At 54.2% G+C, this 14054-nt stretch carries 13 protein-coding genes; 10 read left to right on the top strand and 3 right to left on the bottom strand.

What is annotated here, in order from left to right; all coding sequences use genetic code 11:
- Positions 1-184: 184 nt before the first annotated feature.
- Positions 185-778: an NADPH-dependent FMN reductase gene (locus tag FHS27_RS07185; protein WP_184303584.1), complete on the bottom strand. Its 594-nt coding sequence runs from the start codon at positions 776-778 to the stop codon at positions 185-187.
- 356 nt (positions 779-1134) lie between these two features.
- Between FHS27_RS07185 and FHS27_RS07180 the strand changes: the two genes are divergently transcribed.
- Both FHS27_RS07180 and FHS27_RS07175 read left to right on the top strand, forming a co-directional pair.
- The gene (locus FHS27_RS07180) at positions 1135-1557 is read left to right on the top strand and encodes a hypothetical protein (protein WP_184303582.1); all 423 of its coding nucleotides are present in this window, start codon (positions 1135-1137) and stop codon (positions 1555-1557) included.
- 41 nt (positions 1558-1598) lie between these two features.
- Positions 1599-3290, top strand: a complete 1692-nt coding sequence (locus tag FHS27_RS07175) for an ABC1 kinase family protein (protein ID WP_184303579.1) — start codon at positions 1599-1601, stop codon at positions 3288-3290.
- A 57-nt stretch (positions 3291-3347) separates the two neighbouring features.
- Here FHS27_RS07175 and FHS27_RS07170 read toward each other — a convergent pair whose 3' ends face one another.
- Positions 3348-3827: a universal stress protein gene (locus FHS27_RS07170; RefSeq protein WP_184303577.1), complete on the bottom strand. Its 480-nt coding sequence runs from the start codon at positions 3825-3827 to the stop codon at positions 3348-3350.
- A gap of 355 nt (positions 3828-4182) precedes the next feature.
- Between FHS27_RS07170 and FHS27_RS07165 the strand changes: the two genes are divergently transcribed.
- The gene (locus FHS27_RS07165; RefSeq protein WP_184303575.1) at positions 4183-4644 is read left to right on the top strand and encodes an Hsp20/alpha crystallin family protein; all 462 of its coding nucleotides are present in this window, start codon (positions 4183-4185) and stop codon (positions 4642-4644) included.
- 178 nt (positions 4645-4822) lie between these two features.
- On the opposite strand, the gene FHS27_RS07160 is transcribed toward FHS27_RS07165, so the two are convergent.
- A complete protein-coding gene (locus FHS27_RS07160) occupies positions 4823-5866 on the bottom strand; it encodes a dihydroorotate dehydrogenase-like protein (RefSeq protein WP_246419234.1) in 1044 nt (347 codons plus the stop codon).
- 307 nt (positions 5867-6173) lie between these two features.
- Between FHS27_RS07160 and FHS27_RS07155 the strand changes: the two genes are divergently transcribed.
- The 7 genes from FHS27_RS07155 to FHS27_RS07125 all read left to right on the top strand — a co-directional run bounded on the left by FHS27_RS07155 (position 6174) and on the right by FHS27_RS07125 (position 14009).
- Positions 6174-7244 (top strand): HlyD family secretion protein, encoded by a 1071-nt coding sequence (locus tag FHS27_RS07155; RefSeq protein WP_184303571.1) that lies wholly within the window; start codon positions 6174-6176, stop codon positions 7242-7244.
- Complete coding sequence (gene rbbA / locus FHS27_RS07150) at positions 7241-10030, top strand: ribosome-associated ATPase/putative transporter RbbA (RefSeq protein ID WP_184303569.1); 2790 nt, start codon at positions 7241-7243, stop codon at positions 10028-10030. The genes FHS27_RS07155 and rbbA overlap by 4 nt, the downstream gene beginning before the upstream one ends.
- A gap of 71 nt (positions 10031-10101) precedes the next feature.
- A complete protein-coding gene (locus tag FHS27_RS07145) occupies positions 10102-11226 on the top strand; it encodes an ABC transporter permease (RefSeq protein ID WP_184303567.1) in 1125 nt (374 codons plus the stop codon).
- Between the two features lie 202 nt (positions 11227-11428).
- A complete protein-coding gene (locus FHS27_RS07140; RefSeq protein WP_184303565.1) occupies positions 11429-11893 on the top strand; it encodes a MarR family winged helix-turn-helix transcriptional regulator in 465 nt (154 codons plus the stop codon).
- Positions 11894-11998: 105 nt separating this feature from the next.
- Positions 11999-12799, top strand: coding sequence for a pirin family protein (locus FHS27_RS07135; protein ID WP_246419233.1), 801 nt, complete (start codon positions 11999-12001; stop codon positions 12797-12799).
- Between the two features lie 98 nt (positions 12800-12897).
- A complete protein-coding gene (locus tag FHS27_RS07130) occupies positions 12898-13524 on the top strand; it encodes an FMN-dependent NADH-azoreductase (protein WP_184303560.1) in 627 nt (208 codons plus the stop codon).
- 71 nt (positions 13525-13595) lie between these two features.
- A complete protein-coding gene (locus FHS27_RS07125; protein WP_184303558.1) occupies positions 13596-14009 on the top strand; it encodes a DoxX family protein in 414 nt (137 codons plus the stop codon).
- The last annotated feature ends 45 nt before the right edge of the window (positions 14010-14054 follow it).

Here is a 14054-nt window from a genome sequence, read left to right as displayed (position 1 = left end):
AATGTATCTGTTCCCGAGGGAAGAACAGAAGCAAATGTCTAACCGGAATCCTGCGAAATACGCGGTCGGCAAATAGGTGATGGCCACCGTTGGGTTTCGGCGAACGAAGAAAGCGGCCAAAGGACGGTCGCTATCACATTTCAGAGGTGTCGTTGCTGAAGATGCACACATCCTGAAGACATGATCAGGACGCGTTTGCGTTCCCAAGAGCAGCGGTTGTTTGAACGAGTTGCCCGACACAATTTGCGAGCATGGACTGTTGTTTCTCCGCGCGAAGATGTCCGTGTTCGCAAAACGCCGCATTGGCCTGCGACAGCGAAAATTGGCTCGGTGTCACAAGCACGCCGATGTTAGACAGGATTTCGCGGACGTGACGCAGTCCGCGAAGGCCGCCGAAACCTCCCGGCGATGCGCTCAACAAGGCTGCCGTTTTTCCTCGATACGCTGTCAGGGGCGGTTCATCGGAACTCGACGATCGTGAGACCCAGTCGATCGTGTTCTTTAGCAGGGGAGTGATCGAACTGTTGTATTCGGGACACGCCAATAACAATCCCGCGTTGGCGAAAAAGAGCTCTTTTAGCCGTTTGGCATTCTCCGGCAGCCCGGACGCCGATTCGAGATCTTGGTCGAATAACGGGAGTGGATAATCGGCCAGATTTACGACCGTCACTTCCGCTCCGGCTTTGTGGGCACAGTCGACGGCGGCGTTGATCAACAATTGGTTGAGTGATCCGGTGCGAGTGCTGCCGGCAAAGGCCAGAATCTTGGGGTGAGACATACCTGGTTCTCGTTTTGCGTGGGTGGACGTGTTTGAAAAAAAGAGCGATCTCAATAACCACAAAAGATCGCGTTGATCGAGTTCGGTGGCAAGTGAGGGGGGATTCGCGTGACAGTGTGCGCACATGTGGGCAATTCAGCACATGTGAGTGACCGCGAGAAGCGAGGGTAACAATCCTATACGCTCCCATGATGGAGATTGTGAGATGGTTTGCTGAGGAAACATCTTGGTAGCACGGTGTCGTGAGGGGATTCGTGGCGAGAGAGTCGTTTGGTACAGCGAATGCATTTCGAGTGACCCGACGCGTATTGCAAACCACGTCGCTGACTTCTCCTCTTACATAGGGAAAACCAATCATGTCTGACACCGTCACGAAAAACGAATCCAATTCCGCGGCTGCAATGCATCACGATCACCGGCAATGGGAGAGCGATGTGTCCATGTGGCGAGACGACATTGACAACTGGAAAGACGGCCATCGTGCCGCGCTGGTCGAACTAAAACGAATCGAATCGAAATTGCGAGAACATGAAGCATCGCTCGATGCCCATTGCAACCAACTCGATTCACACGAAGCGAACACGTTGCAACATGAACACAGTGTTGCGGCGGATTGTCGAAACCATACGGAGATGAATGAACAATCCATTGTCGATCACGCCAGAGAGGCTGAGGCTCATCAACGTTTGTTCCAAGCACATGAACGCATTAAAAAACATCACCACACGGTGATGGCTCATGTGGCAATGTTGCAAGCGACGCTGAATGCCGCGATGTAACAGTTCGGCTCGACGCGGAGGGGCAGGTTGGGTTGGTAAATATGGAATGGATCGAAGTCCCGCAGTTGATACGTAATGCGGATCGCTTCCGTGAGGTGGTCACGATTATGGCCAAGCACGGACTCGCCGATTGGATGTCAGGCAATCCCGCGTATTGGATCGGGCGAATTCGTGGTGCTCCTGAAGTGGAATCCATGTCGACGGGCGAGCGGATCCGCGTTGTGATGACCGAATTGGGCACGACGTTCATCAAGCTCGGTCAAGTCTTGAGTACTCGGCCGGACTTGGTGGGACCGGATCTCGCCAATGAGTTCGCAAAGCTGCGGGCGAATGCTCCGAGCGATCCGCCGGACGTCGTTGTTGCCATGATAGAAACAGAACTCGGAGCCGGTATTGACGACCTGTTTCGGAAGTTTGATCACGAGGCAATGGCGTCAGCGTCGATCGGGCAGGTGCATCGAGCAACTCTCGCTGGCGGCGAGGAGGTTGTCGTGAAGGTGCAGCACGCGGGCATTGAGCGACGGATCGTCAACGATCTTGAGATCCTGGTCAAACTGGCCGAGATTGCCGAGGAGCAGTCCTCGCTGCTCCGCCAATATCGACCTGTTCAAACGATGAAAGAGTTTCAAAGGACGCTGATGCGCGAATTGGACTTTCATCGTGAACTGAGAAACATGAATCAGTTTCGAAAGAACTTCGCGGAAGCGAACGATGTTCGGTTCGCGAAGCCTTATGCCGAATACAGTTCGCGTCGCGTATTGACGATGGAGCGTTTTGGAGGCGTGAGTGTTTCGGACAAGGCGGCGTTGCAAACTCTCGGTTTGGACCTCAATGAGGTTGCCCATCGTGGAGCGACCGTTTTTCTCGACATGATCTTTCGGGATGGTTTCTATCACGCCGATCCGCATCCCGGCAATATAATGATCCTACCTGACTCGGTATCGGCTCAGGAGCAATCCGCACTCGCTGTCAAACCCGCGATCGGTCTGCTCGATTGTGGGATGATCGGCAGGATTGACGATGAACTCCGGGAAGATTTGGAGGTCGCATTGGTCGCGGCGGTTGGACGCGATGCCAAGGCCATTGCCGAGGTTGTCTCGCGGCTGGGGCAGGTCCCCGGCGATTTCGATGAGCCCGCTTTGGTGGCCGATGTCGCAGACATGATTGATGAGTATTCCGATCAGACGATTCGAGATTTCAACCTGAGTGCCTGCCTACGAGACGTGGTAGATATCATTCGCCAACATCACGTCTATCTTCCTGCGAAAGTCGCGATGTTGTTGAAAGTGCTGGGCATGTTGGAGGGAACCGCGCATCAGCTCAATCCGGATTTCAGTTTGGCGGAGCTGATCGAGCCGTACGGCGAAGGGGCGATGCGACGGCGATTTTCACCGCGACAATTGTATGGCCGAATGAAATCGCGGTGGGACGATTGGGACCGTTTGATGAAGTTGGTGCCGAAAGACGTCGCCGAAATTCTTCATAGTCTCAAACAGGGCAGTTTTGATGTCCATCTGCAACATCGTCGGCTCGAACCGATCGTCAATCGACTCGTGATGGGGATTTTGACCGCGGCACTCTTTGTCGGTTCGTCGGCGCTATGGAGTAATCAGGTCTCGCCGAAGCTCTTTGGCGTTTCGGTTCCCGGACTGTTTGGTTGTGGTACCGCAACACTGATGGGATTGAGGATTGCAATTTCGATCCGTCGATCCGGCCGGGCTGAGAATACTTGACTCGGTATCGACAACGACAGTGGTGAACGATGGCTGCCCTAACGGCGACACGATGTGTCAGTCTCGCAGGACCAGCACGGGGCAGTGTGCCAATCGGACAACTTTCTCGGCAACCGATCCCATCACCAAAGGGCGGACGCCGGTGCGTCCGTGAGACGGGATCACGATCAGTTCAATCGCATGCTTCGAAGCATACTTGCTGATGCCGTCGGCGGGATCATCGACAATCGTAGCAAACTGAATTCCCTGGTGCAGCGAGTCTCCAAACAGATCCTGCATCGCTTCGAGAGCCGCGTATTGATGTTGTTCGTTGATGCTGCGCACCTGTGCGGTGCTGTACCTCGCGGTTCCTAGGCCACCGCCGAGTTCGTAGCCGCCGTTGTCGTCGAACCCATACAGTTGTGAGGGATCGACGACGTGCAAGACGGTAATGTTGTCGTTGTCTCCGGCAATGCTGATCGCCGTTTCGATCGCGTTCTGAGCGTCCTCGGAAAAGTCGAAAGGGACCAGGATCGAGGTGTTTTCAAAGTGGTTCATTTCTTCGTTCGCATCCTTCGCTGGCAGACCAAAGGCGACGCGTCGTCATTGGGGACTGGAAACGCACATTCGGTTAAGGTGAGCGGCAATCGACGTGCCAAGTCATCGATGGTGACATTCGCATCGGTTCAGTAGGAGATCACGGGGACGAGTCGTCGTAAGTGAAAAGTGCGCGGGCAGTCTGTGCACATGCGGACGCGCGTTTGCGCGATGCCGCTCACATGTAGCTGTGCAGAGATCAGCCGAAACCATTTTTAAAATGGATCCACTATGTTTGCCCTTATGGCACGCCGCGTGCAATTTACCGATGTCGAGTAACCTCCATTTCGATCATTCGCATCAAGGAGACTGAGCGATGTCTGCTAAACAAAATGGCAAAGAGAAGAAAACAAAAGAAGCTTTGGTCGAAGTCGATCCCATGACTGAGCTGTCACAAATTCGTTCGAACTTTGATCGCATGCTGGGCGGAATGCTACGCGGTCATTGGGAAGAAGCTTGGAACGCGGGTTGGGGATGCGACGTCAAAGACGATCCGGCTGAGTTTTTCGTTCGGGCGGAAGCCCCCGGATTCGAACCCGATGAAATCGACGTGCAGATCAGTGGCAATCGCCTCGTGATGCAAGCCGAGCATGAGTCAGAAACGGATGATGCCCACGGAAAGTCGACGCGACACGGCAAGCTGTATCGAGCCGTGACGTTGCCCGCGGGGATCGATGAAGACAAGATTCAGGCGAGTTACAAGAATGGCGTTTTGGAAGTTCATCTTCCTAAGAGCGATGCCGTCAAACCAAAACGCATCTCGGTAACAGCGAGTTAGTCACCTTGATTGAGTAACAACCGAGGTTTTTGTAACCGCCACGAAGAGACGCCTGTCAGATGTTTGTCTGGCAGGCGTTTTTTATTTGCTTTCGCTGTGAATCAGTATCGTTTGGAAACCGTGACACTGAGAAAGCGAGCCGATCGTCGCTAGCCTGCAGCGGTCTATCTGAATGAGATTATCGCCGGTGTCCGAACGCGTCGCCGGAGGTGGTGGTCGCGTGTGGAGTGGGATCGTAATAGTGACGCGTGCTGGTCAATGGATCGACGTACTCCAGACGCATGAGACGTTCCGGCGTCAGTTCGACGGGGGGGCGCAGTTGCTGGAAATCGAGTAACGTGCCGTGATGGTTGGCAGAGAGGTAGCGTGAAATGCCTTGCAGGATGTTTTGAATCGCGTCGGGGCCCTCTCGATAAACTTCAGAGGTTACCATCGCGACATCGGCACCGGCGATCATCGCCTTGATTGCGTCTTCACCACATCTGACTCCACCGCTCGCCGCGATTGATAGGTCCAGTCCGCCCGCTCGTGCATGGATGATGCCTTCGAGTATCGTGCCGAGATAGTCCGTTGGAGATAGTTCCCATCGGATGGTCCAGTGCAAACGGTCGACATTGACGTCCCAGTGTGGTCGGTGTGAGAAAAGCACGAGGCCATCTACGCCCGCGTGTTGAAGTTTGTGAGCAATGGAGGCGAGGTTGGTGAATTGTTGGTTGAGTTTGATCGCGATCGGAATCGATAAACGTCCGCACAGATCGCGGGCGATTTGCAACAGTCGCTCTTCGACGTCATCGGCGGACTCATCGGGGGCGTGGATTCCTCGTTGCCAATTCAGTTCCAGTGCATCGGCGCCAGCGGATTGGATCTCTTCCGCAAACGTGAGCCACGGCCCCACCACGGCACCGTTGAGGCTTCCGATGATGGGGATCGGACAGGAATCTTTTAGCCGTCGAATCGTTTGCAGGTAGTTCTCCACGCCGCCGTTGTATCGATCTTGCTGCGGTTGATAACCGCTTTCTTGAATTGCTGCGATCGGATCATCGGACTTCATCGCCGCGTGAATCACTTGCTCTTGCAGAATGCTGGGCAAGACGATCGCGCCGGCTCCGGCATCGCAGAATTGTCGGACGGGCTCGGGTTCGATCGTGAGTGGGCAGGCTCCAACGATGATGGGGGAACGCAGTTCCATGCCGAGGTAGGAGGTCGTGAGTTCTTCGAACATGGTTTTAAATCCAAGAAAAGAAGGGGACGCTTCCAATGCGTGCATGCGGTAGCGGTGTGATTGAGAAGTGTCAGCTATTAAAGCCGCAACACTCGTTCCGATTAACGTAACCCCAGTAGCAATCACGTGAATTCTCATGATGGCTGCGCAACTTGCGCGGCCATCGTGCGGTATCGCACGCAAACGCCCAGTCCACGATCCTTTCGTTCGACGAATCATGCTCTTTTGTCGAGTGGTCTTGCGTTTGCATCAATCCGCTGCGCACCGGTCATACACCGGACGTTGATCTTGTTTCAGAAGCCCAGCCATGTTCAAACGCATTGTTCTTTTCGTTGTTGTCGCCGGTATCGCCGCCGGGGCATGGTTTTGGTGGAGTCTCGAACGAACTCGTCTTGCCGAAAACGCGTTGCCTCCGGAAATCGTTTCTGGAAACGGGCGAATCGAAGCCGTTCAAGTTGACGTGTCGGCGAAGTACGCCGGTCGCGTCATGGACATGATGGTCGAGGAAGGAGACATGGTGACGCCGGGGCAAGTTCTCGCTCAGGTCGACACGGCGGAATTGGAAGCAACGCTCGAAAAAGCGGTGGCCCAACACGCTGAGGCGGTCGAATCACTCGCCGAAACGGAGGCGGATATCGCGAGTTGCGAGAGTTCACTGCTGTTGGCGGCGAATAATCTCGAGCGGAGTGAAAAGCTGCTCAAGCGAAACGCAATGTCGCAAGAAGAATACGACACGCGAAAGAATGTACGCGAGGAAGCGATTGCCGCTTTGAAAAGTGCAATGGCCCATCGTCGTACGGCCGAACTCGCGATTGACGCCGCCAAAGCAGAAGTCAAACGTATCCAAACCCAGATCAACGATTACACATTGCGGTCAACGATCACAGGACGCGTGCTGTATCGGCTCGTGGAAGAAGGTGAGGTCGTTGCCGCCGGCGGGAAAGTGCTAACGGTGCTCGATCTCAGCAACGTTTACATCGAGATCTTTCTCCCGTCTGAGCAAGCGTCTCGATTGGCAATTCATGCTGATGCTCGTATTCAGTTGGACGTTGCGCCGCAATTCGTCATCCCGGCTGAAGTGGCCTTTGTGTCACCGGAGGCGCAGTTCACGCCGAAGCAGGTGGAGACGATGAAGGAGCGTGACAAGTTGATGTTTCGCGTCAAGGTTCAGATCTTGCCTAAATTGGTTAGGCAGCACATTGACCAAGTGAAGACGGGCATACGAGGCGTCGCTTACGTGCGACTCGACGATGACGTTCCTTGGCCCAAACGATTGCAGAATCTGATTCCCGAACCAACGATCGATGTCCCTCTGAAATCCACGAGCGAGCCGCCGGATCCAACTGTGGCCACGGTCAGCAACGCGAGACAGCGATGAACGTTGCGGAAACAGCTTCGGTCACTCATCGCTACGGAAAAATGACCGCGTTAGATGACGTCACGTTGAAATTGCCCGCCGGAAAAATGGTTGGTTTAATCGGGCCCGATGGAGTTGGGAAATCGACTTTGATCGGTTTGATCGCGGGCGCCAAACAGATTCAAGTTGGCGAGGTGTGTGTGCTCGATGGTTCGATGGGCGATTCGGCGCATCGCCAGGCTGTGTGTCCGCGGATCGCGTACATGCCGCAGGGACTCGGGAAAAATCTGTATGCGGAACTCAGCGTCGCCGAAAATCTGCATTTCTTCGGAAGGTTATTTGGGCAGAGTGCGCGGGAACGCGAGCAACGTATTGGCCGGCTCGTCAAAGCAACCGGGCTCGATCCATTTCGCGACCGACCCGCCGGCAAACTGTCCGGTGGGATGAAACAGAAACTCGGTTTGTGTTGCGCGTTGATTCATGACCCGGACCTCTTAATACTCGACGAACCCACCACAGGTGTCGACCCGCTTTCACGCGAGCAGTTTTGGAGCTTGATTGCTGAAATTCGCGAGCAACGTCCGGGGATGAGTGTTTGTGTGTCGACGGCCTACATGGAGGAGGCCGAGCGATTCGATTGGTTGATCGCGATGAATGCGGGCCAAGTCCTTGACGAGGGGACGCCCTCGGATCTCCGCGGCACGCAGTCGGCGACCTTGGAGGAGGCATTCATTCGACTGTTGCCCGAAAGCGAACGTGGCGAGATCGAGCCTCTCGTTATTCCACCGATCGCGACCTCCGATGGGCCGCCCGCAATTATTGCCAAGGGACTAACGCGTCGTTTCGGAAATTTCACCGCGGTCGATCATGTCAGTTTTGAGATCTCACGCGGTGAAATCTTTGGATTTCTTGGATCCAACGGTTGCGGCAAAACCACGACGATGAAGATGCTGACGGGGCTGTTGCCGGCGTCCGAAGGGGAAGCAAGGTTGTTTGGCAAAGTCGTTGACGCACGGAGTCTGCAAACGCGTCAGCGGGTCGGGTACATGTCCCAGTCGTTTTCGCTCTATGAAGAGCTCACCGTCCGACAGAACCTGATGCTGCACGCAAGGTTGTTTGCTATCTCGGAGAAGCAAAAACGAGTGAAGGAACTTGCGACGCGGTTCGGTTTAATCGAGGAACTCGATCAGTCGGCCAGTTCGCTGCCGTTGGGAGTCCGGCAACGTCTGTCTCTCGCCGTCGCCATTTTGCATCGACCGGAAATGTTGATTTTGGACGAACCGACCTCCGGTGTAGACCCGGTCGCACGGGATGGATTCTGGAGACTGTTGGTTGATTTGTCGCGTAAAGACAATGTGACCATCTTTATATCGACTCACTTCATGAACGAGGCGATGCGGTGCGATCGAATTTCGTTGATGCACGCCGGCAAAGTGCTCGCCTGTGATACTCCGACTCAACTCATCGAGGCACGGGGTGAAGAATCACTCGACCGTGCGTTCGTTGGATACATCCAGGACGCGATCCCGCCCGTGAACAGCGGACGAGAGGGGGCCGAGCAAGAGCCCAAATCGCAAGAACATCATTCGAGCGAGGTGGGCCAGAAACGGATCGAAGACGTTATCGGAAGCCAACATGCAGTGGGGACGGAGACCACACGTTCGACGAAACGAGTGCCGCGTTTCGCGTTCGGGCGATTGCTCGCGTACACCTATCGTGAGACGTTGGAAGTGATGCGTGATCCGATTCGCCTCGGTTTTGCGTTGGGCGGATCGGTGCTGCTGATGTTGGTTCTTGGTTTTGGGATGACGACCGACGTCGAAGACACTCGGTTTGCAGTTTTAGATCAGGACCAAACTCCAGAAAGCCGCACGTACGTGCAAAGCTTCCGGGGATCTCGCTATTTTCACGAACAACCTGAGATCACCAGTCACTCGGAGCTGCAGAGTCGGATGGTTTCGGGTGACGTTTCGCTTGTGATTGAAATTCCCCCCGATTTTGGTAGACGACTCAAACGAGGCGACTCTCCGGAGGTGTCAGCATGGGTTGACGGAGCGATGCCGTTTCGAGCTGAGACGATCAAAGGATATGTGGAGGGAGTCCATGTCAATTACCTCGCCGACTTAGCGCGACGGGCATACGGATCGACACCGAGTTTCTACTACGCCGATTTTGAGTCTCGTTTCCAGTACAACCCAGGGTTCGAAAGCATCAACGCAATGGTGCCCAGCGTGCCGGCAATGTTGCTGGTGCTCATTCCTGCGATCTTGATGGCGGTCAGCGTTGCGAAGGAGAAAGAACTCGGATCGATTACCAATTTCTATGTCACTCCGACCAATCGGTTGGAGTTCTTGTTAGGCAAGCAATTGCCTTACATTTGTATCGCCATGGTGAATTACGCACTGCTGACATGGATGGGGGTATATGTCTTTGGTGTGCCATTGAAGGGCAGCCTCGCCGTATTGACGATCGGAGCCATCTTTTATGTCACCGCGACGACAGGACTGGGTTTGGTGACATCTTGTTTTACGCACAGTCAAGTGGCCGCGGTGTTCGCTACCGCGATCGTTGCGATGATGCCGACGGTTCAGTTCTCTGGGATGATGCAGCCCGTTTCCACTCTGGGCGGAAGTGCCCAGCTAATTGGTTCGTTGTGGCCGACGACGTATTTCATGCGAATGAGCGTGGGAGCGTTCACAAAAGGTCTCGGGCTTCATGATCTCTCCGGTGATCTTTGGGCGTTGGCTGCTTTTTCGCCGGTTTTTGTTTTGCTCAGTGCAATCTTGCTTCGAAAACAGGAGAGATAGGCGGTGAAGAAATTATCCCGAACAATCACGCTCTTCGCCAACGAACGCTGGCGCAGCGTATTGGATGCATCATGAGATCCGCACGCAACATTTTCTGGCTCACGATCAAGGAGCTTCGCAGTCTGCGGCATGACAAGATGCTGCTCGCGTTGTTGTTCTTTGCATTGACGTTCAGCGTCTACAGCCAAGCGACTGGTATCTCTACCGAGGTTCATCATGCATCCATCGGCATCGTCGATGAAGATCGAACGACATTGTCTCGCAGTATCGCCAACGCCTTCTATCCGCCCTATTTCAATGATCCGGTCCCGATTTCAGCCGACGAAGTCGAGTCGAGTATGAACGCCGGGCGTCTGATGTTTGTGGTGAACATTCCCCACGGTTTCGAAGCTGATGTCATTTCGCTGCGCGGGCCTGAAATTCAGGTCAATATCGACGCCACCGCGGTCATGCAGGCGAACATTGGTGCGTCGTATATCCAGAATATCGTCAATGACGAAATCAATCGGTTCGTCACGGGCAGTGACGAGAGTTCCGATTTGACAGTTAATTTAGTTACCCGAAAAGCTTTCAATCCCAACGGCGACCCGACTTGGTTTGCCAGTATCACGGCGATTATCGATCAGGTCACGTTGTTGACGATCGTGTTAACCGGGGCGGCGTTGATTCGCGAGCGTGAGCACGGCACGATTGAGCATTTGTTGGTCATGCCGTTGACGTCTTTCGATATTGCGGTCTCGAAAGTGTGCGCCAACGGATTGGTGATTTTGATCGCCGTGATGATATCGCTGTCGTTGGTTGTTGAAACGATACTCGACGTTCCCGTTGCCGGTTCGAGATGGCTGTTGCTCGGTGGAATTGCCTTGTACCTGTTCTTTGCAACTGCGATGGGGATATTTTTGGGAACCCTATCAGGTTCGATGGCTCAGTTTGCGTTGTTGGTATTGTTGACGGTGCTACCGTTGCAAATGCTTTCCGGTGCGATCACACCTGTCGAGAGTCAGCCCGATTGGTTGCAACCGATCACGTATTTCTTTCCGTCGCGACACTTCGTGAGCTTCTCACAGTCGATCATATTTCGAGGTGCCGGAATCCGAGACGTTTGGCAGCAATTCGTTGTCACCCTGTCGCTCGGGCTGGTTTGTTTCTTGGCCAGTCTCTTCCTGTTCCGTCGCTCGATCGCTACCTCGAAATAGTCGTGGGTGAAACGATTTAGGGGGGCAAGCCGATTTCGACGGAAGCAGTCCGCGGTGATTGCTGGGCCATTGCGATTCGCTGTCGTGGTCATTTGTGCAGGCGGACGTGTCGTCTCCTCGAGCAGCAGTTCGTCTTGACTTCCGAATGGTTTACATGTAAAGTAAGTGCGTGGGTTAACACTGACTCTTTGGAGTGTGGGCGATGGCTCTTCGTGATGAACTGAAAAAACGCGGTCCGTTTGATTCGATCGAACAGGAAGTTGGATTGTCGATCATGCGGACCAGTGATCTGATCGAAAACCGGATTGCACGGCTGCTTCGCGAGCATGGTTTGACGATGTCGCAGTACAACGTGCTGCGGATTTTGCGAGGCGAGGGGAAACCAATGCCCTGTCTGGAAGTTGCCGACCGGATGATTCAAGTCGCTCCGGCGATCACACGGGTCGTCGATCAATTGCTCAAAGCCAAATTGATTGTGAAGACGCAATCTGAATCAGATCGTCGCGTGTTTTTGATCGAATTAACGCCCGCCGCGAAACGAACTCTCAAGGCCGTGGACGGGCCTCTGTTGGACCTTCACGCTGCTTTGATGGCGAACGTGCCCAAGAAAAGTTTGAAACTCTTAATCGAGATACTCGAGCAAACGCGTGACGGTATCGGCGAATGAAAATTTTTTCATGTTGCCTGTAAGATTCCCCTTTTTGGGCAGTATTCGTGTTGTTTGTAATCCATAACGCCCGGTGATCGCACCGCGGCTATGCGAGGGAATGAAATGGACCGTTCACGTCGAAATATGCTTTCTCTGACCGCCGCTGGTCTGATTCATGTTGCTGCCAAACCGGAAGCCGTCATTGGGGACGAACCGGTCGATACCGAATTTCTCGTTCGGGAAGCGGCCCAACGCGGTCACACCGACATTGGGTGGCTGAACAGCTTTCATTCGTTCTCGTTCGGTGGTTACTACGATCAGCGACACATGGGATTCCGTTCCCTGCGTGTGATCAACGACGATCGAATCGCCGCGGGGCGAGGATTCCCGACGCACCCTCACCGGGATATGGAGATCATCTCCTATGTCCTCGAGGGTTCGTTGCAGCACAAGGACAGCACGGGGCGTGGTGCAGTCATCACACCCGATGATATTCAGATGATGTCTGCGGGAACGGGGATCACTCATAGTGAATACAACCCTTCATCGACGGAACCGAACCATTTCTTGCAAATCTGGATCGAACCGGCGATGCGTGGTGTTCGCCCGCGTTACAGCGATAACAAGGTGACCATCGACGAGAAAGTGAACCAATGGAAGAAGATCGCGGGGCCTGACGGATCTGACGCTTCGGTATCGATTCACCAGGACGCGACGATTTACGCGACCCATTTACGTGCCGGCGGGGTGAGTGATTTCACCGTCGAACGGGCACGTCACGCATGGTTGCAGGTTGCTCGTGGGCAACTGATCGTTAACGGAACGAAACTCGGCAGTGGTGACGCTGTCGCGACCAGTCGAGCCACATCCATTCACGTCGAAGCCACCGAGGATACGGACGCGTTGCTGTTCGATCTAGCGTGACCAAACGTCGTCTTTGCGTATGCCGGTTGTTGGTTGGGCGACCGGCATTTTTGTTCTTTCTCCGTATCTCGATTTTGACACCTCAGAGGACTTAGATAATGACCAAACTACTTTACATCGAATCATCGCCCCGAAAGAGTCGTTCCAAGTCCATTCGCGTCGCAAGCGAGTTTTTGAACGCCTATCGCGAAAAGAACCCTAGCGATGAAGTCTTCACGATCGATCTGTGGGAGAAAACGCTCCCTGACTACGACGGTGACACGATCGACGCGAAGTACCAAGTTATGCACGGAAAAGGGGTCGACGAAAAACAAAAGAATGCATGGCAGGGGATTGTCGATGTGTGCGACGAATTCAAATCTGCCGACAAGTATGTGATCAGTCTGCCGATGTGGAACTTCGGGATACCCTACAAACTGAAACACTACATTGACGTGATCGCGCAGCCAGGCCAAACGTTCAGCTTCGATCCGGAATCGGGATACAGCGGTTTGGTGACGGGCAAGCCCATTGCCCTCGTCTACGCACGCGGTGGCGCGTATGGCAGTGACGACGCCAAGGGAATGGACTTCCAAAAACGCTACATGGAAATGCTGCTCGGGTTCATCGGCTTTACCGATATCCAGTCGATCGTGATTGAACCGACCCTGGCGGCCCCCGATGACGTGGCGGCGACTGAGGCTGCCGCGATCGAAGCGGCGAAGTCGCTGGCGATGACCTTCTAAGAGACTGACGTTCCGTTCATTCTCCGTTGTATTTGATCCCCTTACCTACCACTCGAAAATAAGAATGATCTATGTTGCTTAGCACTCCACGACAACTTTCGATCGGGCTGTTGGCCCTCCGCGTTGCATTCGGTTGCTTCATGATGGTCCACGGCATTCAGAAGGTCATGGGGTTTTCTGAAATCTCCGCCGTCTTTCCCGACCCGATCGGCGTCGGCAGTCAACTCAGTCTCATCATGGCCATTGGGGCTGAAGTCGGCTGTTCGATCTTGTTAATCCTGGGACTCGGAACGAGGTTAGCGGTAGTGCCTCTGGCGTTCACTATGATCGTTGCACTCTTTGTGGTGCACGGAGCTGATCCTTGGAAGATGAAGGAACTCGCGGCGTTGTACTTGGCGGTATACGCGGTGATCTTCATTACCGGACCGGGGGAGTTGTCGCTGGACCAGAAACTGTTCGGCAAGACAACGCCCGATCCTGAATGACCGATGGCACGCTGAACGGTCGCCCCCGCGAATGAGATGACGCAA

The sequence above is a fragment of the Aporhodopirellula rubra genome (genome assembly GCF_014192335.1).
Classification (GTDB): domain Bacteria; phylum Planctomycetota; class Planctomycetia; order Pirellulales; family Pirellulaceae; genus Rhodopirellula; species Rhodopirellula rubra.
This window is presented reverse-complemented; position numbering and strand designations above follow the sequence as displayed.